This window comes from Oxalicibacterium faecigallinarum, assembly GCF_014635705.1.
Lineage (GTDB): Bacteria > Pseudomonadota > Gammaproteobacteria > Burkholderiales > Burkholderiaceae_D > Oxalicibacterium > Oxalicibacterium faecigallinarum.
Window position 1 is genome coordinate 580,971 of sequence record NZ_BMDI01000002.1, and the last position, 25,319, is coordinate 606,289.

Below are 25,319 nucleotides of genomic sequence, written 5' to 3' on the forward strand. Positions count from 1 at the left end.
TAACGAAAAGAGGCTTACTTACCGGCCAGTCCCAGCAGCATGTCATTCAGACGCTTGACGAAACCGGCAGGATCATTGAGGTTGCCGCCTTCTGCCAGCAGCGCCTGATCGAACAGGATGTTGGACCAGTCATCAAACTTGGCTTCTTCGTACTTCAGGCGTTGTACCAGCGGATGATCCGGATTGATTTCCAGAATTGGTTTGGCATCCGGTGCATTTTGACCAGCAGCTTTCAGCATGCGCAGCAGGTTGCCTGACAATTCATTTTCTTCGGCAACCAGACAGGCTGGCGAGTCGGTCAGACGGAAGGTGACGCGGACTTCCTTGGCCTTGTCTGCCAGTGCGGTCTGCATTTTGGCAACCAGATCCTTGTACTGATCTTCGGTTTCCTGATGCTGTTTCTTCTCGGTTTCGTCTTCCAGATTGCCAAGGTCAAGATCGCCTTTGGCAACCGACGACAACGGCTTGCCATCGAATTCTTCGAGGAAGGACAGCATCCATTCATCGACGCGATCGGTCAGTAACAGGACTTCGATACCTTTCTTGCGGAAGATTTCGAGGTGCGGGCTGTTCTTTGCGGCGTTGTAGGATTCTGCAGTCGCATAGAAGATCTTGGTTTGAGCTTCTTTCATGCGCGACACATAATCGGCAAACGATACCGTCTGGGCATCGCTATCGTTATGTGTCGAGGCAAAGCGCAAGAGCTTGGCGATGCGATCCTTGTTGGCGTGATCTTCGCCAATGCCTTCCTTGAGCACCTGACCGAATTCGGTCCAGAAGGTCGCATACTTGTCCTTGTCGGCTTGCTCTTCGCTGTTGGCCAGATCTTCCAGCATCGACAGCACGCGTTTGGTCGAACCATCGCGAATCACCTTGACGTCACGCGACTCTTGCAGGATTTCACGCGAGACATTCAGCGGCAGATCGGCCGAATCGATGACGCCTTTGACAAAGCGCAGATACACCGGCATCAGTTGTTCGGCGTCGTCCATGATGAAGACGCGTTTGACGTACAGCTTGATGCCGCCGCGCTTGTTGCGATCCCACAGGTCGAATGGTGCCTTGGCAGGGATGTACAGCAGTTGCGTGTATTCGCTGCGGCCTTCGACGCGATTGTGCGTATAGGTCAGCGGATCGCCGAAGTCATGCGAGACATGCTTGTAGAACTCGGTGTACTGCTCTGGCGTGATCTCATTCTTGCTGCGTGCCCACAGTGCACTGGCCTGATTGACGGTTTCCAGCTCGTCGCGCACGACGGTTTCGTTTTTCTCCTGATCCCATTCTTCCTTCTGCATCACGATTGGCAGAGAGATATGGTCGGAATATTTGCGGATGATGGATTTGATCTTCCACGAGGAGAGGAAGTCGTCCTCGCCTTCGCGCAGGTGCAGGATGATGTCGGTGCCGCGGTTTGGCTTGTCGATGGCTTCGATCGTGAAGTCGCCTGCGCCTTCGGATTCCCAGCGCACACCTTCATTGGCTGGCAGGCCGGCACGACGGCTTTCGACCGTGATGCGATCGGCGATGATGAAGCCGGAGTAGAAGCCAACGCCGAACTGACCGATTAGTGCCGCATCCTTTTGCTGGTCGCCCGACAGTTTGGAGAAGAATTCCTTGGTGCCGGATTTGGCGATCGTGCCGAGATGTTCGACTGCATCATCGCGTGACATGCCGATGCCGTTGTCGCTGATGGTGATGGTACGTTTTTCCTTGTCGAAGCTGACCTTGATTTTCAGATCGGCATCATCTTCGAACAGGGCAGCGTTATTGATCGCTTCAAAACGCAGTTTGTCCGATGCATCGGATGCGTTCGAGATCAGCTCGCGCAGGAAAATCTCCTTGTTGGAATACAGGGAGTGAATCATCAGTTGCAGTAACTGTTTTACTTCCGCCTGGAAGCCAAGGGTTTGCTTTTCGGATGTAGCCATTTTTTCCTCAGAGTCGAGATGTTACGTCGTTGAATATTGAAATCGCAGGCAGTGCCGGTCAGGCCGGTTGCCACGGCGCGGCGCATTGCGTGAATGCGGTGAAGTGCGCGCATTGTACGCGTACCGTTAAATCAGGCAAAACGCGCCGATTTTGCCCTGCGCTGCTAGTTGGCGACGGAATCGATTTTTTCAATACTTTTTTGCGTTTGGATGGCACGCAAAAGCCGCTTCAGAGAGAGGCAAACGCAAAATGGCAATTCCCTGTATCGTTTCGGGACGGGGATGCACGTGTCATGTCGTACAGGTCGGATGGTTGGTTCGATTGTGTTTCCCGCTGTCGTTTCGCCTCTTCGCTGTCATGAATACCCTGTTGCCCTTCCTGATCTTTGCCTTTGTCTCGTCCATTACGCCGGGGCCGAATAACATCATGCTGACTTCTTCCGGTATCCGGTTTGGCTTCGTACGCACGATTCCGCACATGCTGGGTGTCGTGAGCGGGTTTGCCATACTGCTGGCTTTGTGCGCGGCGGGTATTGGCAGTCTGGTACTGGCCTTGCCCGGTGCCGATATGCTGCTGCGCGTGGCCGGATCAGCCTATCTGCTGTATCTGGCGTGGCAATTGCGGGTGATGAAAGCGGATGACGCAATGACCGGACAGGCAAAGCCGATGTCTTTTGGTGCTGCAGCGTTGTTTCAGTTTGCCAATCCCAAAGCATGGATCATGGGTATTACCGGCGCGGCCGCCTTCTTGCCGACACTGCAACCGGTCTGGCTGGCTATCTTGCTGTTTTGTCTCGTGTTCAGTCTGGTCAACCTGCCATGCCTGAGCGTCTGGACTGCCGCAGGTGCCGCCTTGCGCCGCTATTTGCAGGATGTGTTCTGGCGTCGCGTCTTCAGTGTCGTGATGGTGCTGGCGACCGTCTATGCCGCTGTGGCAATCTGGCTTTAGGTAAAGGCAATGGCAAAAGCGCTTTCTGACGAAACACGCGGCATGCTGTTGGGTGCCATCGGCATTGCCATGTTCAGCCTGACCTTGCCCTTTACCCGTATTGCGGTAACGGAAATCCATCCTGTCCTGATGGCATTGGGGCGGGCTGTGGTCGCAGCGATGTGTGGCGCCACGCTGTTGTGGTGGACCAAGGCCCCGCGTCCGAACCGGTCGCAGGTCAAGTCGCTATGCATCGTCGCAGCCGGTTGCGTGCTGGGCTTTCCGATTTTTACGTCCGTCGCGATGGGAGAGATTCACGCTTCGCATGGTGCCATCATGCTTGGCATTCTGCCGCTGGCGACGGCGCTGTTTGGCGCGCTCCGTTTTGGCGAGCGTCCTTCTGCAGGTTTCTGGATTGCGGCGGTGATCGGCAGTGCGCTGGTGGCGGCCTTTGCGCTGGAAGAGGGCGGTGGCACCTTGCAATGGGGCGATCTGGCGATGTTTATCGCGGTGGTAGCCGCGTCCATGGGGTATGCAGAAGGTGGCCGCTTGTCCGAAACAATGGGCGGACTGACCGTGATTTCCTGGGCATTGCTGCTGTCGATGCCACTGGCGTTGCCGGCGCTCGGCTGGCTGATCATGGAGCATGGGCTGCATGCTTCTCCACGTGCCTGGTTCGGGTTCGCCTATGTGTCCTTGTTCTCGATGTTTATCGGGTTTTTCTTCTGGTACAAGGGACTGGCGCTGGGCGGCATTGCGCGTGTCGGTCAGGTACAACTGATCCAGCCTTTCCTGACCCTGCTGGGTGCTGCGGTGATTCTGGGTGAGCCACTGACATGGAAAACCGTCCTGTTTGCGACGCTGATCGTGATTGTGGTGGCGCTGGGCAAGCGCATGCCGGTTCGCCGTTATGGCTGATGTGATGCGTGTCATTGCCTTGCAACGAGATAGTTCGGTCGGGTTGGCGCGGATTTGAGATAATCACGGAATTCGGCAATTTTTGCCTGTTTTCGTTTTTCTAACGGTCACGGCGCTTGAGGCGCTGGCCTTGTTTCCTTCCGGAGTCTGCATGTCCTTCTATGACAAATTGAAAGCCCTGAATATCGAATTGCCTGCGGTGTCCGCGCCCGCTGCCGCCTATGTGATGTATGCACAAACCGGCAACACGATCTTCCTGTCTGGCCATATCGCAAAAAAGGAAGGCAAGCCATGGGTCGGTCAGTTGGGCAAGGATATGGAAACGGAAGAAGGCAAGCAGGCCGCACGTGTCGTCGCAATCGATCTGATTGCCACACTGCAAGCGGCCTGCGGCGGCGATCTCAATCGCGTCAAGCGTATCGTCAAGGTCATGAGCCTGGTCAATTCCACACCGGACTTTACCGAGCAGCATCTGGTCACCAATGGTGCATCGGAGTTGTTTGGCGAGATTTTTGGTGAGCAGGGCAAGCATGCGCGCTCCGCGTTCGGGGTGGCACAGATTCCGCTTGGTGCTTGTGTCGAGATCGAGCTGATTGCCGAAGTGATCTGAGTGTTGCCTGCGTTCTTGCCTGATCTTTCCTTCATTCAACTCTGACGGGGTTGCCTCGTCCGATTTACCCGCTCTGCCAAGGCAGAGCACCGTTTCCTGAATCATGAAAATCGAAAATCCAACCCCGATCAAATGGCAGTTTTCCCAACGCGCTGAACAACTGCAAAGCTCGGTCATCCGCGAAATCCTCAAGGTTACGATGCGGCCCGACATCATCTCGTTCGCGGGTGGCTTGCCTTCGCCGGCAACCTTCCCGGTCGAGCATATGAAGACGGCATTCGACAAGGTTTTGTCGGATCAGGGCAAGGTGGCTTTGCAGTACGGCCCTACTGATGGCTATGCGCCATTGCGTGAATGGATTGCGCAGTCGCTGTCGATCGATGGCGTGACGATTTCACCGGATCAGGTGTTGATGGTATCGGGCTCGCAGCAGGCGCTGGATTTGCTGGGCAAGGTGCTGGTCGAAGATGGCAGCAAGGTGCTGGTGGAAACACCGAGCTATCTGGGCGCCTTGCAGGCGTTCTCGGTGTATCGCCCGGAGTTCGTTTCTGTACCGACCGATGAAAACGGCTTGTTGCCGGAAACCGTCGAAGGCATTGCCGATGGTGCCTGCCTGCTGTATTCGTTACCGAACTTCCACAACCCGACCGGCCGCACCATGTCGCTCGAACGTCGGGAAGCTCTGGTGGAAACCTGTGCACGTCTTGGCTTGCCCCTGATCGAAGATGATCCGTATGGTGCGCTCAGCTATGCCGGTGAGCCATTGCCGAAGATGCTGACGATGAATCCGAATGGCGTAATCTATCTGGGTTCGTTTTCCAAGGTGCTGACGCCGGGCATCCGTCTCGGTTATGTGGTCGCACCGGCGATCCTGATCCGCAAGCTGGAACAGGCCAAGCAGGCATCTGATCTCCACACCTCGCAACTGACGCAGATGGTGGTGTATGAAGCGATCAAGGATGGTTTCCTTTCACAGCACATTCCATCGATTCGTACGCTGTATGCCAATCAATGCAAGGTCATGCTGGATGCGCTGGAAGAGTTCTTCCCGGTTGGCGTCAAATGGAACCAGCCTGCAGGCGGTATGTTCATCTGGGTCACCTTGCCCAAGCACATCGACGGCATGCAATTGCTGGATGAAGCGATTGCGCAAAACGTTGCATTCGTTCCGGGCGCACCGTTCTATGCGAACGAGCCAGAAACCAATACCTTGCGTCTGAGTTTTGTCACCGTGCCACCAGAAAAGATTCGGCATGGTGTGCAAGTGCTGGCAGGCTTGATCAAGAACAAGCTGCGTTGATCTTCAATCAGCGAATAAAAAACGGCGTCCTCGGACGCCGTTTTTTATTGTGTCGCTCTGGAAGATTTAAGGAATAACTGCACCGTTTTTATCGAAGCGTACCGTCTCACCATGTTTGAGTGCGACAAACGCCTGATCGGCAACCCCTGCCTTTTTCCGTGCCTCTGCCAGAGCCAGCGGTGGTTCATCCAGCGATTCATCCGCCATCTCGAACGTACCCCAGTGCACACCAATCGAGTAAGCCGACTTGATCGTTTGGTGGATCTTGACTGCATCGGCCGGATCGACGTGCTGGGTTTGCATGAACCAGCGTGGCGCGTAGGCACCGATCGGGATCAGTGCCAGATCAAAGCTGCCGAAACGCGTGGCGATGTCTTCAAAGTCCTTGGAGAAGCCGGTGTCGCCGGCAAAGAAAACGGAGAAGGGCGTAGCAGTATCCTTGTTGGTATGCATCGTCCAGCCGCCCCACAGAGTTTCCTGCCGGTCGGTCAGGCTACGCGCGGACCAATGCTGTACTGGCACCAGATGAAAATTCAAGCTACCTTGCGATGCGCTTTCCCACCAGTCGAGTTCTTTGACGTTGGTGATGCCCAGATCATTGAGCCACGGCTTGATGCCAAGTGGAACGAGGAACAGCGGCGGGCCGCCATCCTGCTTGTTCAACTGCTCGACCGTTGCACGATCCAGATGATCGTAGTGATTATGTGAAATCAGAACAACATCGATATGCGGCAGTTCGTTCATATCCATCGGCGGCGGCACGTGCCGTTTGGGGCCCATGAAGGATAAGGGTGAGGCACGTTTGGACCAGATCGGGTCCGTCAGGACATTGGTGCCCTGCACTTGCAACAGCACGGTGGCATGGCCGATCCAGGTGGCAGTGGTATCCGTCTTGTTGGCATGCAATGCGACGACATCGGGCCGCACAATCGGGAACGCATAGTTGTTGGCAGGCGGTTTGGGCAAACCTTGCGTGATGCGTTGCCACTGCCACTTCAGCAAGCCATCCGGCTTTCTGTCGAGATAATTGTTGCGAAAGCCTTCGGGCGTGTGATGCGGCTTGGCGGGATCGTAGTACGGGTTCTTGTGGCCGCACGCGGCCAGCATCAGCGTGGCGGACAAGGCCAGCAGCAAGCCGGTGCGCGTCGCTCTGCACGATCTTGCTGCCGTCCCCACCATCATTTTTGCGGTGCCAGCGTCGTGGCCTTGAGTTTGGATTCCAGTGCCTTGCCCTTGCGCGCACGCTTGCCGATGTGGATTGCGAGGCCGGACGCGGACAGGGCGACTTCCTGCGCCTTGCCCCCGCGTCCACTGCCACTGACCAGCACGCCACGTTGCGTGATCGGTTGTGCTGCCAGCAGCTTTTCGTTCTTCTCGAGTTCCATCAGGATCACGCCACGGCCACCAGCCGTGAGTGTCTTGATTTCGTCTAGGCCAAAGACCAGCAGGCGACCTTTTTCCGACAGGCAGGCAATCGCACTGGCACCGGCAATGACCGGGCGTGGTGCCAATGGCTCATCGCCTTCATCCAGCGTGATGAATGATTTGCCGCCACGATTGCGTGCGGTCATGTCACCGGCCTTGGCAGTAAAGCCGTAACCGGCGGTCGAAGCGAGCAACAGTTGCGTGTCGCCCGAACCTGCAAAGTAGTGACGAATCTGGGTGCCGCTGGCGAGTTCGACCAGTGTGGTGATCGGGACGCCATCGCCACGTGCGCCGGGTAGTGCGTTGACCGGCACCGAATAGATACGGCCGTTGGAGCCAAATACCAGCAGGTTGTCGACCGTGCGGCATTCGAACGCGTCATACAGCGCATCACCTGCCTTGAACGTGAACTGCGCGGCATCATGACCGTGACCGGTACGCGCGCGCACCCAGCCTTTTTGCGAAATGACGACGGTAACCGGTTCGTCGATGACTTTCTGTTCGACCGTCGCTTTCTCGGCTTCTTCGATCAATGTGCGACGTGCATCGCCAAACTGTTTGGCATCGGCTTCAATTTCCTTGATGACCAGCTTTTTCATCGACGATGGATTGTCGAGCAGATCCTGCAAGGTGGTTTTTTCGTTACGCAATGCTGCCAGCTCTTGCTGAATCTTGATCGTTTCCAGACGGGCGAGCTGACGCAACCGGATTTCCAGAATGTCGTCGGCCTGACGTTCGGACAAGCGGAATGCATCGATCAGTGCTGGCTTCGGCTCATCGGATTCACGGATGATGCGGATGACTTCGTCGATGTTCAGCAGAATCGCTTCACGTCCTTCAAGGATGTGAATGCGGTCATCGACCTTTTGCAGACGGAATTGCGTACGACGGGTAATCGTCGAGAAGCGGAAGGCGATCCACTCCTGCAGGATGTCGGTCAGTGTTTTCTGGCGTGGGCGACCATCGCCGCCGATCATCACCAGATTGACCGAGACACTGGTTTCCAGTGAAGTGTGGGCCAGCAGCAGGTTGGTGAATTCGGTGTGATCCTGATTCTTGGACTTTGGCTCGAATACCAGACGTACTGGCGCATCGCGGCCCGATTCGTCACGCACGGTATCGAGCATTGCCAGTACCGTTTGCTTGAGCGCGAGCTGTTCTGGCGACAAAGATTTTTTACCGAGCTTGATCTTTGGATTGGTCAGCTCTTCGATTTCTTCCAGCACGCGTTGCGACGACACGCCGTGCGGCAGTTCCGTGACAACGGCTTGCCACTGGCCGCGTGCCAGATCTTCGATCTTCCATGTCGCGCGTACCTTGAGGCTGCCGCGACCGCTGGCGTACATGTCGCTGATGGCGGCTGGCGAGGTGATGATCTGGCCACCACCCGGGAAGTCAGGGCCAGGTACGATTTCCATCAACTCGGCATGCGTAAGTTTGGGATTGCGGATCAGTGCAACTGCAGCCTTGGCGATCTCGGTCAGATTATGCGACGGGATTTCCGTCGCCATGCCGACTGCAATACCGGATGCGCCATTCAGTAAAACGAATGGCAGACGGCTTGGCAGCAGCTTTGGTTCTTCCGTCGAACCATCATAGTTCGGCTGAAAGTCCACTGTGCCCATGTCGATTTCTTCGAGCAGCAGCTTGGAGATCGGTGTCAGACGCGCTTCGGTATAACGCATCGCCGCCGCACCGTCACCATCGCGTGAGCCAAAGTTACCTTGGCCATCGATCAGCGGATAGCGCAGCGAGAAGTCCTGTGCCATACGCACCAGCGCGTCATACACGGATTGATCGCCGTGCGGATGCAACTTACCGAGCACGTCGCCGACGACTGCAGCGGATTTGCGCGGCTTGGCGCTGGCGTCGAGTCCCAGCTCATGCATCGCATACAAAATGCGGCGTTGTACCGGTTTCTGGCCATCGCTCACATCCGGCAGGGCACGGCCCTTGACGACGGAAATGGCGTAGTCGAGATAGGCACGCTCCGCAAACGTCGCGAGCGTCAGCGATTCACCGCTATCGGAAGGAACAGCTTCGTCAAAAAGATTGGCTTGATCGGTCATCTTGTTTTACACAATTATTCATTACATCAAAAATACCGACGGGTTCAATATCGGGGCGAGGACAAGGCGGAAGGTCGTAGACAGTGCCAATGGCACGGCAAGACCTTGCAACGCAGTCATCGCTGCGAGATTGAAGTCGTCAAATGTCGGCCTCGGCTTCGTTGCCATGCTCTTCAATCCAGTTCCGTCGTGCCGCTGCTTCACCCTTGCCCATCAGCATATTGAAGCGCGCTTCCGAGAATGGATTGTCAAACTCGCCGAGCGAAACCGGCAGCAGGCGACGTGTGTCCGGATTCATCGTGGTCTCCCACAACTGCTCGGCATTCATCTCGCCCAAGCCTTTGAAGCGTGAAATGCCCCAGGCTTTTTCCTTCACGCCATCCTTGCGCAGCTTGTCTTCGATCGCTTCCAGTTCGCCGTCATCAAGCGCGTACAGTTTCTGGATCGGTTTCTTGCCACGTGCCGGCGCATCGACGCGATAAAGCGGTGGACGTGCGATACAGATGTGGCCGTGTTCGATCAGCTTCGGGAAGTGCTTGAAGAACAGCGTCAGCAGCAGAACCTGGATGTGCGAACCATCGACATCCGCATCGGACAGGATGCAGATCTTGCCGTAGCGCAGACCGGACAGATCGGGCTCGTCATTGACGCCATGCGGATCGACACCGATGGCGACGGCAATATCGTGAATCTCGTTATTGGCAAACAGGCGATCACGCTCGGTTTCCCAAGAGTTGAGCACCTTGCCGCGCAACGGCAGGATCGCCTGAAATTCCTTGTCGCGGCCCATCTTCGCCGAACCGCCGGCGGAATCGCCTTCGACGAGGAAGAGTTCATTACGCGTGGTATCGCTGGATTCGCAATCGGTCAGTTTGCCCGGCAAGACGGCGACGCCGGACGATTTTTTCTTCTCGACTTTTTGCGCCGAGCGCAGGCGCGATTGCGCCTGCTTGATGACAAGCTCGGCCAGCTTGCGGCCGTAGTCGACGTGCTGATTGAGCCACAGCTCCAGCGCTGGGCGCGAGAAGGTGGACACCAGACGTACGGCATCGCGGGAGTTCAGGCGTTCTTTAATCTGGCCCTGAAATTGCGGATCGAGCACCTTGGCCGACAGCACGAAGGAAACACGTGCAAACACGTCTTCCGGCAGCAGCTTGACACCTTTGGGCAGCAGCGAGTGCATCTCGACGAAGTTCTTGACCGCGCCGAACAAGCCTTCGCGCAAGCCGGATTCGTGCGTGCCGCCATTGGATGTCGGAATCAGGTTGACGTACGACTCGCGCACGACTGCGCCATCTTCGGTCCATGCCACCACCCACGCTGCGCCTTCACCTTCGGCAAAGCCGTCGGCGTCCGGGCCTGCGTACTGCTCGCCTTCGAACAGCGGGATCAGCAAGTCCGAGCCGGACGCTTGTGCCAGCGATTCGGTCAGATAACCACGCAAGCCCTGTTCGTAGAACCAGGTTTGGGTTTCACCGGTTTTGGCTTGGGTCAGGGTAACCTTGACGCCCGGCAGCAGTACTGCCTTGGAGCGCAGCAGACGTTGCAGTTCGCCCAGCGGAATCGCAGCCGAGTCAAAGTATTTACCATCTGGCCAGACAGTTACACGCGTGCCGTTGCGCTTTTCGTCGCGCTGATACGGGCGCGATGTCAGCGGTTCGATGACATCGCCTGCGGCGAACGCCAAGTGATGGACGCCGTTGTTGCCATCCTTGCGCCAGACCGTGATTTCCAGCCGCTTGGCCAGCGCGTTAGTGACCGAGACGCCGACACCGTGCAAACCACCCGAGAAGGCATATGCACCGCCCGAACCTTTATCGAACTTGCCACCCGCGTGCAAGCGCGTAAAGACGATTTCAACCGTTGGCACGCCTTCGTCCGGATGCAGGCCGACCGGAATGCCGCGGCCGTCATCCTCGACGCTGACACTGCCATCGGCATTGAGCGTGACCTGGATGTTCTTGCCGTAGCCACCGAGCGCCTCGTCGGAGGCGTTGTCGATGACTTCCTGAATGATGTGCAGCGGGTTTTCGGTACGGGTGTACATGCCCGGCCGTTGCTTGACGGGTTCCAGGCCTTTGAGTACTCGGATGGAGGATTCGCTGTAGTCTGCTGGGGATTTTTTAGTGGCCATTCAATCTTGCTGGGGATGCGGTGGACCTGTGAAAGTCCGTTTCCAAATATTCTGCCTTGCGGCAAAAATGCTGAGTAATGTGTTGCATTCTAATAAAAAAACCAGCCTGCATGCTTTTACCGGCTTGCCGGACTGCATTTCCGAACGATTTGCCGACTATACGGGAAACTATGCAAAGACAGGCAAACATGGATTTATTTGCATGAGCATATGGCGCTTTTTCGGCAAAAGGGTTCCAATAAGAACAATCAGTCCATGCGGTGATTTGCATGGATGCTGGCTGGTAATGCGATCAAATATTGTTTGAAACGAGCTGGTAAACAGACGACTAGAAAATTGTGCTGTGGCCCAGACGGCGTGCAAGCTGATCGGGTGTGTATCAAGACATGTCATCCCATTCTTTTCCTTTTGCAGTGCGTCTGCTGGGCTTTACCCGGCAGGAAACGGATGTCTTCGACGCGACCTTTGCCGTTGAGCAGCAGGGACATCGTTACATGCAACTGCATGAAGACAATCTGCAAGACCCGGACTTGTATATTGCCGATGCGGCCAGCCTGAAGGCGCTGGTCACTCTCGAGCAATTGCGTCCGAGCGACGTACGACCGGCGTTGCTGGTGGGCGAGCCGCCAGTGGCCTTGCCTTATGCTCGGGTTGAGCGACCGATACGCTGGCAGCAATTGGTCGAAGTGCTGGACAAGCTGATTGAGACGCGGGCAGACGCGTTGTCCCGCCTGCAGGCATCGGACATTGTGACGGTGACCGAGCGCAGGCGCAGTAACCGGGTGGACATTGATCTGACCGATCCGGCTGACTATCTGAAGATGCGCACCAAACGCAGTCAGGGACGTACTGTGCTGATCGTGGATCAGTCGCCGCAACTGTATGACTGGATTGCTGCCATGTTTGCGCAGGCGCCGGTCAGGATTCTGTTGGCCGATACCATGTCGGCGGTGGAACAGGCTTGCGTCCTCCACCCGGTCGCAACGGTGATCGTCAATACGACGGCAGCCGGAATGGATCCCTATGCGGTGTGCGATCTGGTCACACAGAATCGTGCGCATGACGAGCGGATTGCCGTGATCTTCTTGTCGGCGCGGGACATGACATTCGATGCCGAACGTGCTCGTGTATCGGGATATGACGGCTTTTTGTCGATGCCGGTGTCCAAAACCAATCTGACCATCGCCCTGCAGCGTTTCATGCATCTCCCGCGTTGAGCGCGTCGAACTTACTTGCTGAGCAGGCGCATGCCGCGTTCCAGTCCTTCCAGCGTCAGCGGCACCATGCGGTTGCTCATCTGCTGGCGAATCAGGGCAATCGATTGGCGGTAATCCCAAAGATGTTCCGGTTCCGGATTAAGCCAGAGATGGCTGGGAAAGGCTTGCGTGAAACGGCGCAGCCACGTTGCGCCAGTTTCCTCGTTGTGATGGTCGATCGCACCGCCACGGGCGAGTATTTCATACGGGCTCATGGTGGCGTCGCCGACGAAGATCAGCTTGGTATCCGGCGGATAGGTATGCAGCACATCCCAGGTGGCAAAGCGTTCGTTCCGGCGGCGGCTGTTGCTGCGCCACAGATGATCATAGACGCAATTGTGGAAATAATAGAACGCCATGTTCTTGAACTCGGTACGCGCAGCCGAGAACAATTCTTCCGTACGCTGAACGTGATCGTCCATCGATCCGCCAACGTCCAGCAGCATCAGTACCTTGGTGTGATTGCGGCGCTCCGGCCGCATCTTCAGATCCAGCCAGCCGGCATTGCTGGCAGTGGCGCGGATGGTGTCATCCAGAGCCAGTTCTTCGGCAGCACCTTCACGCGCAAAGCGGCGCAGCCTGCGTAATGCCACCTTGATATTGCGCGTGCCGATTTCGCGCGAGGCATCGTAATCGCGAAAGCTGCGTTCTTCCCACACCTTGACGGCGCGGCGGTGCGTGCTTTCACCACCAATGCGGATGCCTTCCGGGTTGTAGCCGCCATGACCAAAAGGGGAGGTGCCGCCGGTGCCGATCCATTTGCTGCCGCCTTCGTGACGTTCCTTCTGTTCTTTCAGTAATTCCTTCAGGCGATCCAGCAACTTGTCGTAACCGAATTTTTCCAGTCGCGCCTTGTCTTCCGGCGAGAGTTCGCGCATGGCACGCTTGATCAGCCAGTCCAGCGGAATCTCGGCTTTCTCGTCAAAACCAGCCTCGATGCCTTTGAAGTACAGCGCAAAGGCGCGATCAAACTTGTCGAAGTGCGCCTCGTCCTTGACCAGTGTCAGACGTGCCAGATAGTAAAAATCGTCAAACGAGCAATCGACGATGCGCCTCTCCAGTGCTTCGAGCAGGATCAGAAATTCCTTGATCGAGACCGGTACGCCACCATTCCTGAGGGTGTAGAAAAAGTCGATCAGCATGCGCGCGTGATGTGCCGAAAAAGTTTTAGCGGTTGGCGCGTGCCATCTGCACCAGACGTTCGAACAGGTGGATATCCTGCTCGTTTTTCAGCAGTGCGCCGTGCAGCGGTGGCACGCTGATGTCGGTGGTGTTGGCGTGCAGCGCTTCCGGTGGAATGTCTTCTGCCAGCAACAGCTTGAGCCAGTCGATCAGCTCGGATGTGGATGGTTTTTTCTTCAGGCCACCGATATTCCTTAGCTGGTAGAACACGTCAAGGGCACTTGCCAGCAATTCCTGTTTCAGATTGGGGAAATGGACGGCCACGATCTGTGCCATCGTTTCTGCATCGGGAAATTTGATGTAATGGAAGAAACAGCGGCGCAGAAATGCATCCGGCAGTTCCTTCTCGTTGTTGGAGGTAATGATGACCAGCGGGCGATGCCGGGCGCGGATCATTTCGCGTGTTTCGTACACGTAAAACTCCATGCGATCCAGTTCGCGCAGCAAGTCGTTGGGGAACTCGATATCGGCTTTATCGATTTCATCGATCAGCAGCACCACTTGCCGATCGGCCATGAAGGCTTGCCAGAGGACGCCCTTGACGATGTAATTTTCGATATGCTTGACGCGCTCGTCGCCCAGTTGCGAATCGCGCAGGCGCGAGACGGCATCATATTCGTACAGACCTTGCTGTGCTTTTGTGGTTGATTTGATATGCCATTGCAAGAGTGGCATGCCGAGCGCTGCGGCGACTTCTTCCGCCAGCATGGTTTTACCGGTACCCGGTTCGCCTTTGATCAGCAACGGGCGCTCCAGCGTCAAGGCAGCATTGACGGCCAGTTTAAGATCGCCCGTTGTGACGTAATTCGGGGAACCTTCGAAGCGTGTATCTTGTCGCATGGCGGATGTAAAAAATATCAAGGAAGAGATACGCAGTATAAGCGAGAGCGAGAAGTAACTTTTTGTGAGCAGCCACGGTTAGCCATGCGGTTGCTCTTCAAGACAGCGCCTGAATCAACAATAACTAGAATGAAAATATCGTTTTTAAGAATCTGTGCCGTATGGCGCAGATTCCGTCGTGGTGCCTTGCGCCATCATGCCGATCATGCGCAGTACGTGCCGCAGATCGAATCGCTGGTTCGCCGTGCCGACCCCAATGCGTCGTGGCATGTGCGCGCCAACTGGATGATCGATCTGGCGGACTGGCTGCGTCATGAACCGAAAGTGTCCTTGCTGGCGCGCGACGAATGGCGCCGCCTCAAGCACTATCGCCTGCGTTTTCTGCTCGATTGGCTGGATGCGCATCGCGATGCGCGACAAACCGTGCAGGCTACCTTGCGCAAGACGCTGCGTGAAGCCACGGGGCACGAATTGTTTTCGTCGACCGGCATGCCGCGTGAGTCGGCATTTTTTACCGAATTGTCCGAACGACTGGTCAAGCTGATCTTGCCCAAGCCTTTGGGGCAGCATGATCTGTCTACGCTGTTTACGGTGATGTTTCCCGACGTATCCGATGCAGAATGGTTGCTGGAGCTTGATGATCGCACCATGATGCGTCTGTGGAAGCTGTGCGGCGATGACGGCATTGCCCACGGTTATCGCCAGCAGATTGATGAGGCGATGCTGTATCTGGTGCAGATGGTCGTATCGGTCGGCATCAGCCCGGCGTTTCGCCAGCGTCTCGAGCCACGCATGCAATTACTGGCGACGCCCTTTATGTCGCTGCGTCGGGAACTGGAGCACTATCTGATCACCAATACCCGTGATCAGGGTGCCTTGCGTAGCGTGCGCATGCTGATTGCGGTTTGTCAGGCACAGACCGACCGGATATACGCGCACTTGGACGAATTCGGCACCTCGGTCGGGCTGGTGTATCACCTGGAACGCATGCGTGCACAGCTCAATCGTATCGGGCGCCTGCTTGATCTGCGTAATGCACCGTATGCGGAAGAGGGATCGGGACAGATCCAGAGCGTGCTGGTGGATTTGATCACTGCACATCATCACCGTTCTTCCGTGCGTGATTTGATCCGGCGCAGCTTTTCGCTGCTGGCACGCAAGATTGTCGAACGTACCGCTTATCACGGCGAGCATTACATTGCGCGTGACGGCAAGGAATACAAACGCATGCTGAAGGCAGCCATGCTGGGTGGTCTGGTGATTGGTTTTACCTGGCTGTTCAAGTTCGGCATCGATCGGGCCCGCTTTGCTGAATTCTTCGAAGGTTTCTTCCTATCGGTTAATTATGCGATTGGCTTCTTGCTGATTTCGGCTATTGGTGGCGTGCTGGCAGCACGCCAGCCGGTGATTACGGCGGCGGCACTGGCTGAAAAAATGGGCGCACTGGATACGATAGAAGGATTGTGTGGCCTGCTGTCGCAAATGGCAGCCTTGCTACGTTCGCAGGCGGCTGCCGTACTGGGAAATGTCTTGACGGTCGCCATGGTGGTGAGCGGTCTGAGCGTGGCGGCATTGTTCCTGATGGACGCGCCGCTGATGCATCCGATTGATGCGCACACGACATTGCATTCCTTGTCGATCATCGGCTGGACACCATTGTTTGCTGCCGTGACCGGATTGCTGCTATGGCTGGCAAGTCTGTTTGCCGGCTTTGCCGACAACTGGTTTGCCTTACGCAGACTCAAGGAGTCGCTGTCTAATCACCGGCGATTGGTACATGCGATGGGTGCCAACCGCGCCGAACGATTTGCCAACTGGCTGGAGCGCAATGTGTCGGGCATCGCCGGTAATCTGGCGCTGGCGGTTCTGCTGGGTATGATGCCTGCCGTGGCGCACTTCTTCGGCCTGCCGGTGGATGTACGTCATGTGGCATTGTCGGCGGCTACCCTGACCGCAACCGTGGGTAGTCTGGGCTGGATGGTATTGCTGACATCCGAGTTCTGGTTGGCCTTTGCCGGTCTGCTTGCGGTCGGTTTGCTCAACGTTGGCGTGGCGTTTGTCTGCGCCTTGCTGCTGGCATTGCGTGCGCGTGATGTGCCGCGCCGTGTGCGGCGGGTTGTCTACCGCTCCTTTTTACGTCGCGTCACGCTGACGCCGTTGATTTTCGTATTGCCGGTCGGCGCCGATGCACGCAAAGCGGCCGAAGTCGTGGCTGCCGATTCGCAGGAAATCAGTGATGAAAGTAAGCAGCGCGACGACGACGAGCCGCCTGTCTATCCGCGGTTGAAATAACGCCAAATAGCAAGTTGTATTTGTGGCAATAAATAACTGGTTGGACTGATATTTTTCTTCATGTAGAATCAACTCGCCTTTCCGTGCGACACCGCCTTATCTTCATCCGTCGCACAGCTTCATGCAGCAGCTTCGACTAACTTGTCCACGGCTAACATGAAAAAACCTCTTATATCTCTTACTGCAATTCTCGTACTCGCGAGTACCCCGCATTTCGCAGTCTCGGCAGAAGTGGTTGGCGATGCCAAGGCGGCGGCAAACAAGGTTGCGATGTGCATCGGATGCCACGGCATTCCCGGCTACAAGGCAACTTTCCCCGAGGTTTATCAAGTGCCCATGATCGGCGGGCAGAACGAGAAGTACATCATCAACGCCCTCAATGCATACAAGAAGGGCGAGCGCTCGCATCCCACCATGCGCGGCATAGCCGAGAGCATGTCGGATCAGGACATCGCCGATGTCGCTGCCTATTACTCACATCAGAAATAAGGGAGCGCAGACATGAAAAAAATCATTTCCCTGAGTGTGTTCTCGCTGGCTGCGCTGGTTTCGGTTTCGGCCCATGCGGACAAACGGATCGAGGCGGGCAAGGCAGCCGTCGCCAAGTTCAACTGCGCCCAATGTCATGGTGCCGACTTCAAGACACCGATCGATCCGGCTTATCCCAATCTGGCAGGCCAGCATCGCGATTACCTGAAGCACGCGCTGATTGCGTACAAGCGTGGCGGCGATGGCACGAATGGTCGCGCCAACGCGATCATGGTGCCGGAAGCACGCAAGCTATCTAATCAGGATATCGAGAATATCGCTGCTTATCTGCACAGCTTGCCGGGGACGTTAGTGCTTCGGAAGTAAAGTGCTTTCCGTTTTGGGAAATAAAAAGCCGCCCGTTTGAAGGCGGCTTTTTTGTTCGCTAGAAGCAAATCGTACAAAGAGTGTGCGGATTCAACTGCCGATGCGATTGATGGATTCAATGTATTCCGCAGCGTCTGGTGGCGAGTTGGTACGTTGCGACTTCCACAGCATCTGGCCCAGACACTCCATGATGCGATGATGTGCCTCATGTTCGGAATCCAGACGACGCGCCAGATTCTGGAATGCCGCACGGATGCCCGGCGGCTGGTCGATGGAAATCTGTTCGGCGATCGATAAGTGCATAGACAAATGCAGGAAGGGATTGGTCTGGCCATTCTCGACCGAGTAATCACGCGCAATCGCTTCTTCCACATTCTCAAAATCGGGGGCGTATTCCGGATGCTGCACGATCCAGTCGCGCGCGATCGCTTCCAGCGGCGTCAGAATGACGTTATCGGTCGTCTTGCGATAGGTCTCGCAAAAGAAGCGACGCACGTCGTGTTGGGAAGGTGTAAAAAACATGGTCTCGAAGCAAGTAATCCAGCACTCAATAGGCAAAATCGCCCGCCAAGCCGATATTGTACGTTGCCCGGGCCAAGCTCGCAGTGACAGTTTCCGCTACCATAGCCGTTTGTTGCCGCATGAGAAATGCACGAGCGCGGCGTATTGAAACTTGAATGGAATCGACCATGGTCAATCAGGAAGCACTTGAGACTCTTTTTACCCAAGCCCATACCAATCATGCCTGGCTCGACAAGCCGGTTACCAATGGTCAGCTGCGCGAAATCTATGAATTGATGAAATGGTGCCCAACCGCTTTCAACAGCGCGCCCACCCGCATTGCCTTCATCAAGTCACCACAAGCCAAGGAAAAACTCGCTGCCTGCGTGTCTGCCGGCAATGTAGAGAAAGTCAAAACTGCCCCCATCACTGCCATCATCGGCATGGACATGGCGTTCTCGCGCAAGATGCCGCAGCTCTATCCTCCGTTCAACGTGCAGGCGCTGATGGACGGTAATCCGGCACTGGCTGAAGAAACCGCTTTCCGCAATTCGTCATTGCAAGGCGGATACTTCATTCTGGCCGCACGCGCGATCGGTCTGGACGTTGGCCCGATGTCGGGCTTTGACGCAGACAAGGTCAATGAAACCTTCTTTGTCGGTACCCAGGTCAAGGCCAACTTCCTGTGCAGCATCGGTTATGGCGACCACACCGCGATCAAACCACGTCTGCCACGTCTGACGTTTGATGCGGCTTGTGCGATTGTGTTGTAAGCGATCAACTTGATGCGCAATAAAAAACGACATGCCAAGGCATGTCGTTTTTGTTTTCATTGATGAATCTAATTCCTAGACACCTTTGGCAGGCAACGGCGTCTTGGCTTTGTATTCGCACAGATCGGCGATGATGCAGTTCCAGCACTGCGGCTTGCGTGCGATACAGGTGTAGCGGCCATGCAGGATCAGCCAGTGATGCGCATCGAGCTTGAATTCCGCTGGGACAAATTTCAGTAGCTTCTGTTCGACGATATCGACATTCTTGCCGGGCGCAATGCCGGTGCGATTGGAGACGCGGAAAATATGGGTATCGACCGCGATGGTTGGCTCGCCGAAGGCGGTATTAAGCACGACATTGGCAGTCTTGCGGCCGACGCCGGGCAGGGCTTCGAGTGCTTCACGCGTGCGGGGGACTTCGCCGCCATGTTGCTCAAGCAGAATCTGACACGTCGCGATGACGTTCTTGGCCTTGGTTTTATATAAACCGATGGTTTGAATGTAGGGCATCAATCCTTCAACACCCAACGCAAAAATCTTGGCGGGTGTATTGGCAACCGGATAGAGCTTGCGGGTGGCCTTGTTGACGCCAACGTCGGTGGCCTGCGCAGACAATAACACTGCGATCAGCAATTCGAACGGCGTGGTGTATTCGAGTTCGGTGGTGGGCTTTTCATTGGCAGCACGCAGTCGCGTAAAAATCTCGCGTCGCTTGTCGGCATTCATTGCTTGTCTTTCTCCGCCTGTTCTTTTTTCAGACGTGCACGTTCGATGGCCGCGGCGATGATGGCTTTCTTGCGATCCTGCTCGGCCTTTTCAGCGTCCGAGACTTCTTCGCTCTCGAGCGTTTTGAGTTTGGCTGCCGCCTTGGCAGCCAGGCGGGCATCGTTTTCTTCCTTTTCGCGCTTGAGACGTTCGATGCGAAAGTCGTGCCGTGCGCGTGCCGCATCCGCCTGTTCTTGCGACCACGCATCCCAACCCGTCCTGCCCGGCGTGACCTCAACCATATCAATGCAGTCGACCGGGCAGGGTGCAACACATAAATCGCAGCCGGTGCACAGTTCGGATACGACGGTGTGCATCTGCTTGGCGGCACCGACGATGGCATCGACAGGGCATGCCTGAATGCAAAGCGTGCAACCAATACAGATTTTTTCGTCGATGACGGCAATCGGACGAGGACGCTCTTGGCCGTGCACAACGTTCAGGGGAATAACAGGTTTGCCCAGAACATTGGCCAGACGGATGATGCCTTCCTGACCACCCGGAGGGCATTGATTGTAGGACGCGCTGCCATCGGCCATGGCTTCCGCATACGGACGACAAGCCGGATAGCCGCATTTTGTACATTGCGTCTGGGGCAGCAGATCTTCAAGGCGATCGGCAAGCGTGCGATTGTCGGAGGAAGACACGGTCATGCGGGTGCGGTCGTGGCGTAAGAGCGAATTATGGTCTTAACCAGTATGCAACGCCAAGCAAGACCGGCAATCCGTACGGATATTCGTAATGAGAGGCATTCCAATCTGTGGCATGCAAATGAAAAACGCCCCGTGTAAAAACAGCGAGGCGTTCAGAGAGCAGAGTAGTGAATCAGCGTTCCAGATACTGGAGCTTGTTCGGCTTGTCTTTCCATTCGTCTGCGTCAGGCAGTGGTGCCTTGGTCTTGGTGATCGACGGCCACGAGCGCGAGAGTTCAGCATTGATGGCAATGTACTCTTGCTGATCGGCTGGCAAATCTTCTTCGGCAAAGATTGCGGCAGCTGGGCATTCGGCCACGCAGACGGCGCAATCAATGCACTCGTCCGGGTCGATCACGAGGAAATTCGGGCCTTCACGGAAGCAGTCCACCGGACAGACGTCCACGCAATCCGTATAACGGCAAAGGATGCATGAGTCGGCAACAACGTGGGTCATACCAAGTCCTAACTGTTGATTATTTTGAAAAACCTGGCGGGCAGTATGGGAGAAGCGAAGTGCTGGAATAGCAAGAGATCGCGCCGGACAGCCGCAGAACATCGCATTTTAAGGCAAATCGCACTTTCCCACAAATGCGAGTTATATGGATTTTGCATAAGCAAATAAGATTTTCGAACAAAGAGGGGCGACCATTGCGGGCTGGCAATGCGCCACAGAGAGCTGCGATAGAATGGTGGACCGATACCGCACGTTCATTCTTGCGCTGCGTCGCAATAAAAACAAAAATGCCGTTGTTTTCCCCCACACAGCTCACAGTCTGAGGAGACATTGATGAAATCCAAGGTTCTGGTTGCACGCGCCACTTTTCCGGATGTGCTGGATCGTCTGGAACAGCAGTTTGAGGTCGAATCGAATCAGGACGACAAGATTTTTTCTGCCGAAGAATTGCATCGCAAGATGCAAGGCAAGGATGCCATCGTGATCACCAGCAGCGAAAAAATGTCTGCGGATGTAATCGCTGCGAACACGCACCTTAAAGCGATCTGTAACGTCGCGGTCGGGTACAACAACATCGATGTGCAGGCAGCAACCAAGGCGGGCATCATGGTGACGAACACGCCGGATGTGTTGAACCAGACGACTGCAGACTATGCATGGACATTGTTGATGGCAAATGCGCGCCGCGTGTCAGAGTCCGAGCATTATCTGCGCGCCGGTTTGTGGAAGAACTGGCGTTTTGATCAATTCCTCGGTGCGGATGTACACGGTGCCACACTGGGTATTCTCGGCATGGGACGCATCGGGCAGGCGATTGCGCGCCGCTCGATGGGTTTCGACATGAAGGTGGTGTATCACAATCGCAGCCGCCTGACGCCAGAGCAGGAGGCGCAGGCCAACAATGCGCGTTACGTCAGCAAGGAAGAATTGCTGCGTACCGCCGATCACCTGATTCTGGTGTTGCCGTATTCGGCGGAAACCCATCACATCATCGGCGCTGCAGAACTGGCGTTGATGAAGCCGACCGCGACACTGGTCAACATCGCGCGTGGCGGCATCGTTGATGACGTAGCGCTGATCGCGGCCTTGCGCGAAAAGCGGATTGCGTCTGCCGGTCTGGATGTCTTCGAAAATGAACCAGCGCTGCATCCGGATTTTCTGACCTTGCCCAACGTGGTACTGACGCCGCACATCGGCAGCGGCTCGGAAAAAACCCGTCGCGCCATGGCGGATTGTGCATCGGCGAATCTGGTGGCAGCGCTGTCGGGACAGCGTCCCCCCAATCTGATCAACGGAGATACATTCAAGTAATAGCGTTAAATAGCGTTAATCGGACGCGCTCAAACAGTAAAGGGAACGTAGTACAAATGGCAGACATCAGTATCAAGCGTGCGCATCAGCTTCCTCTGGAACAGGCACGCAACGCGGCACAACAGATTGCCGATCGCATGGTCAATGAATTCGATATGAGTACGCAGTGGCAGGGCGATGTGCTGGCATTCAAGCGTAGCGGGGTATCCGGCACGCTGGCCTTGCGCGAGAATGAAGCTCAGGTCGATGTGAATCTGGACTTTCTGTTCAAGGCATTCTCGTCCACGCTGGAAGAAAAGATCGCGCGCAATATGGACAAGTTTTTTGGTACGACCGCCTGATTGTTGCCGAACGCATTTGCCCAACGTTCTGCAATAAAAAATCCCCGCGTGGCAGATGCCAGCGCGGGGATTTTTTTGGTGAAGACAACTCAGCCTTTGAGGTCTGTAATCAGATCGATGTACTGCTGCTTGGCATCATCGGCCGACAGATCTTTCAGATTGTTCCAGGCATCCCATTTGGCACGCGCCACAAAGTCGGTCATGGCGGGTTGCTCGCCTTCGACATTACCGCTGCTGGCTTGCTTGAATAGTGCATAGATTTTCAGCAAGGTCAGATTGTCAGGACGCTGCGGGAGCGTTTTGGAATCGGCGACGGCTTGTTCAAATTCTTGCTGCAGACTCATGATTTCTCCTCGGATTGGTTGGCGGGAAGAAACAACGGTAATGTGCGGTTTTTGATTGAAGGCGCGAATTAAACGCCGAGCAGTTCGACTTCGAAAATCAGCGTTGCGTTTGGTGGAATCACGCCGCCTGCGCCACGTGCGCCGTAACCCAGCGAGGATGGAATGGTCAACACGCGGGTACCGCCGATTTTCATGCCTTGCACGCCTTCATCCCAGCCTTTGATCACATGACCGGCGCCGAGCGGGAAGCGGAAGGGATCGTTACGGTCCTTGCTCGAATCGAACTTGGCGCCAGCGCTGCCGTCCGGATTTTGCAGCCAGCCGGTGTAGTGCACGGTCACGTGCGCGCCCGCAGTGGCTTCGGCACCTTCGCCGACGACTTTGTCTTCGTATTGCAGACCGGAGGAAGTGGTAGTGGACATGTTTTTCCCTTGATAAATGATTGTCAGAAAGTGCCAGCGATTGTATCAGGTACGCGCCGGCTTCCGCTGGTGCGGATAACAGGCAGACCGCATCGGGACGGCATAGGTTCACGCCTGGCCAAAGACCGGCAGGCGTCGGCATGAGATAAGGCGGCGCGGTAAAATGCGTGCTGGCTGCCAGCGCTTTATGGCATGTGGCCGCAATCCTTACAGGAAAAACAGGAAGGTTTGATGCAAGCAATCTTGGTTGCCTTCGGGCGGGCGGTTGTCAGTCAGTTGCATATACGCATGCTGCTGCTGACGGTCGTGCCATTTGTTCTGTCGATGCTGATCTGGGGCGTCGTGCTGTGGTTCTGTCTCAATGCCATGATGGACTGGACCCAGGCCTTCTTTCTCGAGAATGATGGCTTCACCACCGCAAGCAATGTACTGACCTGGCTGGGGCTGGCAACGCTCAAGACGGTGGTGGTGCCGCTGATTTCGATGTGGATCCTGTTGCCGCTGATGATCTTTACGGCGCTGATCTTTGTCGGCGTGATTGCGATGCCGTTTATTGTGCGTCATGTCGGCGGGCGTCATTACAAGGGACTGGAGCAGCGTAAAGGCGGCAGTTTTTTCGGCAGCCTGTGGACTTCGGTTTCTTCATTCCTGATTTTTCTCGTGCTGTGGCTGGTATCGTTGCCACTGTCACTCATCATTCCCTTCATGTTCGTTGCGCAAGCCTTGTTGTGGGGCTGGGTCACGTATCGCGTGATGGCGTATGACGCGCTTGCTGACTATGCGGATGCGGAAGAGCGCAAGGCGATTCTCAAACAGCATCGCTGGCCTTTGCTCTGCATCGGTACGCTGGCCACCTTGCTGGGCGCGGCACCGATGCTGCTGTGGCTGGGCGGTGCCGTGTTCCTGTTTTTTCTGCCGGTGTTTGCAACCGGTGCGATCTGGCTGTATGTGCTGGTGTTCGTTTTCACGGGTTTGTGGTTTCAGCATTACGTCTTGCAGGCATTGGCGACCTATCGCGTCGAGCATGGTGATGCCGGACCGAAAGATGTGATGCCGCTGCTAGATCTGCCGGAGATTGCAGAACCACCTTCGCCCACCACGCCTTCTGCATGAAGGTTCGTACTGACGCAGCCATGCAAGCTTTGCTGCCCTGATTAGGATCACCTATGGCATTCGGACTCATCATCATCGGCGACGAGATTCTGTCGGGTAAACGTGCCGACAAGCATTTTCCAAAGGTAGTGGAGTTGCTGGCTGCACGCGGTTTGTCGCTCGGCTGGGCGGAATACGTCGGGGATGATCGTGCGCGCATTACCGCGACACTGAAACGATCTTTCAGCAGTGACGATGTGGTGTTCAGTTGCGGCGGCATTGGTGCGACGCCGGATGATCACACGCGGCAATGCGCGGCGGCTGCACTGGATGTGCCGCTGGTGCTGCATCCGGAGGCAAAGCAGAAAATTCAGGAGCGCATGCTGGACATGGCGCGCGAAGCGGGCGTGCCGTTTGACCTGAACAAGCCGGAGAATCTGCATCGCCTGAAGATGGGCGAGTTTCCGCAAGGCGCCGACATCATTCCCAATCCGTACAACAAGATTCCCGGCTTTTCGATTCGTCATGGTAAAGGCGGCGCGCATTACTTCATGCCGGGTTTTCCGGTGATGGCATGGCCGATGATCGAATGGTTGCTGGATACGCATTACGCGCATCTGTTTCATCAGCAGCCCAGTACCGAACAATCCGTGCTGGTATTCGAAGCGATGGAATCAGCGTTGACACCCATGATGGAACAGATCGAGCACGATTATGCGCCAGTCAAGGTTTTCAGTTTGCCTAGCGTCGGGGATGCCAACACGCGTCGGCATATCGAACTGGGTGTGAAGGGGCCGCCTGAATCGGTTGCGCCGGCCTTTGAACGCTTGAAGGCCGAGCTGACAAAGCGCGGGGAAGAGTTCACGCCGACTTGAGTGTCCGGT

At 55.9% G+C, this 25,319-nt stretch carries 26 protein-coding genes; 14 read left to right on the forward strand and 12 right to left on the reverse strand.

Annotated elements, in window-relative coordinates; translation table 11 throughout:
* Positions 1–14: 14 nt before the first annotated feature.
* The gene (gene htpG / locus IEV29_RS12800) at positions 15–1,928 is read right to left on the reverse strand and encodes a molecular chaperone HtpG (protein WP_188381669.1); all 1,914 of its coding nucleotides are present in this window, start codon (positions 1,926–1,928) and stop codon (positions 15–17) included.
* 358 nt (positions 1,929–2,286) lie between these two features.
* On the opposite strand from htpG, the gene IEV29_RS12805 reads away from it, so the two are divergent.
* From IEV29_RS12805 to IEV29_RS12820, 4 genes are all read left to right on the forward strand, one after another.
* Positions 2,287–2,877 (forward strand): LysE family translocator, encoded by a 591-nt coding sequence (locus IEV29_RS12805; RefSeq protein ID WP_188381670.1) that lies wholly within the window; start codon positions 2,287–2,289, stop codon positions 2,875–2,877.
* 9 nt (positions 2,878–2,886) lie between these two features.
* Complete coding sequence (locus IEV29_RS12810; RefSeq protein WP_229726386.1) at positions 2,887–3,774, forward strand: DMT family transporter; 888 nt, start codon at positions 2,887–2,889, stop codon at positions 3,772–3,774.
* 151 nt (positions 3,775–3,925) lie between these two features.
* Positions 3,926–4,384 (forward strand): RidA family protein, encoded by a 459-nt coding sequence (locus tag IEV29_RS12815; protein WP_188381671.1) that lies wholly within the window; start codon positions 3,926–3,928, stop codon positions 4,382–4,384.
* A gap of 103 nt (positions 4,385–4,487) precedes the next feature.
* Entirely contained in the window at positions 4,488–5,684 is a 1,197-nt protein-coding gene (locus tag IEV29_RS12820; protein WP_188381672.1) for an aminotransferase-like domain-containing protein, read from the forward strand.
* Positions 5,685–5,750: 66 nt separating this feature from the next.
* Here the strand turns inward: IEV29_RS12820 and IEV29_RS12825 are convergent, their stop codons facing one another.
* The 3 genes from IEV29_RS12825 to IEV29_RS12835 form a co-directional block, all read right to left on the reverse strand.
* Positions 5,751–6,866 carry an MBL fold metallo-hydrolase gene (locus IEV29_RS12825; protein WP_188381673.1) on the reverse strand — a complete coding sequence of 372 codons (1,116 nt, stop codon included), beginning with the start codon at positions 6,864–6,866 and terminating at the stop codon, positions 5,751–5,753.
* On the reverse strand, positions 6,863–9,178 hold the full coding sequence (gene parC / locus IEV29_RS12830) for a DNA topoisomerase IV subunit A (RefSeq protein ID WP_188381674.1): 2,316 nt from the start codon (positions 9,176–9,178) through the stop codon (positions 6,863–6,865). The genes IEV29_RS12825 and parC overlap by 4 nt, the downstream gene beginning before the upstream one ends.
* Positions 9,179–9,317: 139 nt before the next feature.
* Positions 9,318–11,312, reverse strand: a complete 1,995-nt coding sequence (locus IEV29_RS12835) for a DNA topoisomerase IV subunit B (RefSeq protein WP_188381675.1) — start codon at positions 11,310–11,312, stop codon at positions 9,318–9,320.
* Here IEV29_RS12835 and IEV29_RS16225 point away from each other — a divergent pair.
* Entirely contained in the window at positions 11,305–11,619 is a 315-nt protein-coding gene (locus IEV29_RS16225; RefSeq protein WP_229726387.1) for a hypothetical protein, read from the forward strand. The two genes, IEV29_RS12835 and IEV29_RS16225, sit on opposite strands and share 8 nt — an antisense overlap.
* A 79-nt stretch (positions 11,620–11,698) precedes the next feature.
* On the forward strand, positions 11,699–12,529 hold the full coding sequence (locus IEV29_RS12840; RefSeq protein ID WP_188381676.1) for a response regulator: 831 nt from the start codon (positions 11,699–11,701) through the stop codon (positions 12,527–12,529).
* 11 nt (positions 12,530–12,540) lie between these two features.
* On the opposite strand, the gene IEV29_RS12845 is transcribed toward IEV29_RS12840, so the two are convergent.
* Positions 12,541–13,710, reverse strand: coding sequence for a vWA domain-containing protein (locus IEV29_RS12845; protein ID WP_188381677.1), 1,170 nt, complete (start codon positions 13,708–13,710; stop codon positions 12,541–12,543).
* Positions 13,711–13,735: 25 nt separating this feature from the next.
* Positions 13,736–14,590 (reverse strand): AAA family ATPase, encoded by an 855-nt coding sequence (locus IEV29_RS12850; protein WP_188381678.1) that lies wholly within the window; start codon positions 14,588–14,590, stop codon positions 13,736–13,738.
* Between the two features lie 129 nt (positions 14,591–14,719).
* On the opposite strand from IEV29_RS12850, the gene IEV29_RS12855 reads away from it, so the two are divergent.
* The 3 genes from IEV29_RS12855 (at position 14,720) to IEV29_RS12865 (ending at position 17,737) form a co-directional block, all read left to right on the forward strand.
* Entirely contained in the window at positions 14,720–16,882 is a 2,163-nt protein-coding gene (locus tag IEV29_RS12855) for a site-specific recombinase (protein ID WP_188381679.1), read from the forward strand.
* 156 nt (positions 16,883–17,038) lie between these two features.
* Positions 17,039–17,371: a c-type cytochrome gene (locus IEV29_RS12860; RefSeq protein WP_188381680.1), complete on the forward strand. Its 333-nt coding sequence runs from the start codon at positions 17,039–17,041 to the stop codon at positions 17,369–17,371.
* 12 nt (positions 17,372–17,383) lie between these two features.
* A complete protein-coding gene (locus IEV29_RS12865) occupies positions 17,384–17,737 on the forward strand; it encodes a c-type cytochrome (protein WP_188381681.1) in 354 nt (117 codons plus the stop codon).
* A gap of 90 nt (positions 17,738–17,827) precedes the next feature.
* Here IEV29_RS12865 and IEV29_RS12870 read toward each other — a convergent pair whose 3' ends face one another.
* Positions 17,828–18,259 (reverse strand): DUF1841 family protein, encoded by a 432-nt coding sequence (locus IEV29_RS12870; protein WP_188381682.1) that lies wholly within the window; start codon positions 18,257–18,259, stop codon positions 17,828–17,830.
* Positions 18,260–18,426: 167 nt separating this feature from the next.
* On the opposite strand from IEV29_RS12870, the gene IEV29_RS12875 reads away from it, so the two are divergent.
* On the forward strand, positions 18,427–19,011 hold the full coding sequence (locus tag IEV29_RS12875) for a malonic semialdehyde reductase (RefSeq protein ID WP_229726388.1): 585 nt from the start codon (positions 18,427–18,429) through the stop codon (positions 19,009–19,011).
* Positions 19,012–19,086: 75 nt separating this feature from the next.
* Here the strand turns inward: IEV29_RS12875 and nth are convergent, their stop codons facing one another.
* From nth to fdxA, 3 genes are all read right to left on the reverse strand, one after another.
* On the reverse strand, positions 19,087–19,737 hold the full coding sequence (nth, locus tag IEV29_RS12880) for an endonuclease III (protein ID WP_188381684.1): 651 nt from the start codon (positions 19,735–19,737) through the stop codon (positions 19,087–19,089).
* On the reverse strand, positions 19,734–20,429 hold the full coding sequence (gene rsxB, locus IEV29_RS12885; RefSeq protein ID WP_188381685.1) for an electron transport complex subunit RsxB: 696 nt from the start codon (positions 20,427–20,429) through the stop codon (positions 19,734–19,736). The genes nth and rsxB overlap by 4 nt, the downstream gene beginning before the upstream one ends.
* 172 nt (positions 20,430–20,601) lie before the next feature.
* Positions 20,602–20,925 (reverse strand): ferredoxin FdxA, encoded by a 324-nt coding sequence (gene fdxA, locus IEV29_RS12890; protein WP_188381686.1) that lies wholly within the window; start codon positions 20,923–20,925, stop codon positions 20,602–20,604.
* Positions 20,926–21,258: 333 nt separating this feature from the next.
* On the opposite strand from fdxA, the gene IEV29_RS12895 reads away from it, so the two are divergent.
* Both IEV29_RS12895 and IEV29_RS12900 read left to right on the forward strand, forming a co-directional pair.
* Entirely contained in the window at positions 21,259–22,236 is a 978-nt protein-coding gene (locus IEV29_RS12895; RefSeq protein ID WP_188381687.1) for a 2-hydroxyacid dehydrogenase, read from the forward strand.
* A 56-nt stretch (positions 22,237–22,292) separates the two neighbouring features.
* On the forward strand, positions 22,293–22,577 hold the full coding sequence (locus tag IEV29_RS12900) for a polyhydroxyalkanoic acid system family protein (RefSeq protein WP_188381688.1): 285 nt from the start codon (positions 22,293–22,295) through the stop codon (positions 22,575–22,577).
* 89 nt (positions 22,578–22,666) lie between these two features.
* On the opposite strand, the gene IEV29_RS12905 is transcribed toward IEV29_RS12900, so the two are convergent.
* Both IEV29_RS12905 and IEV29_RS12910 read right to left on the reverse strand, forming a co-directional pair.
* On the reverse strand, positions 22,667–22,921 hold the full coding sequence (locus IEV29_RS12905; protein WP_188381689.1) for an acyl-CoA-binding protein: 255 nt from the start codon (positions 22,919–22,921) through the stop codon (positions 22,667–22,669).
* Between the two features lie 68 nt (positions 22,922–22,989).
* Positions 22,990–23,343, reverse strand: a complete 354-nt coding sequence (locus IEV29_RS12910; RefSeq protein WP_188381690.1) for an FKBP-type peptidyl-prolyl cis-trans isomerase — start codon at positions 23,341–23,343, stop codon at positions 22,990–22,992.
* A gap of 231 nt (positions 23,344–23,574) precedes the next feature.
* Here IEV29_RS12910 and IEV29_RS12915 point away from each other — a divergent pair, with 231 nt between their 5' ends.
* A complete protein-coding gene (locus IEV29_RS12915) occupies positions 23,575–24,456 on the forward strand; it encodes an EI24 domain-containing protein (RefSeq protein WP_188381691.1) in 882 nt (293 codons plus the stop codon).
* Positions 24,457–24,509: 53 nt separating this feature from the next.
* A complete protein-coding gene (locus tag IEV29_RS12920; RefSeq protein WP_188381692.1) occupies positions 24,510–25,310 on the forward strand; it encodes a competence/damage-inducible protein A in 801 nt (266 codons plus the stop codon).
* Positions 25,311–25,319 lie beyond the last annotated feature (9 nt).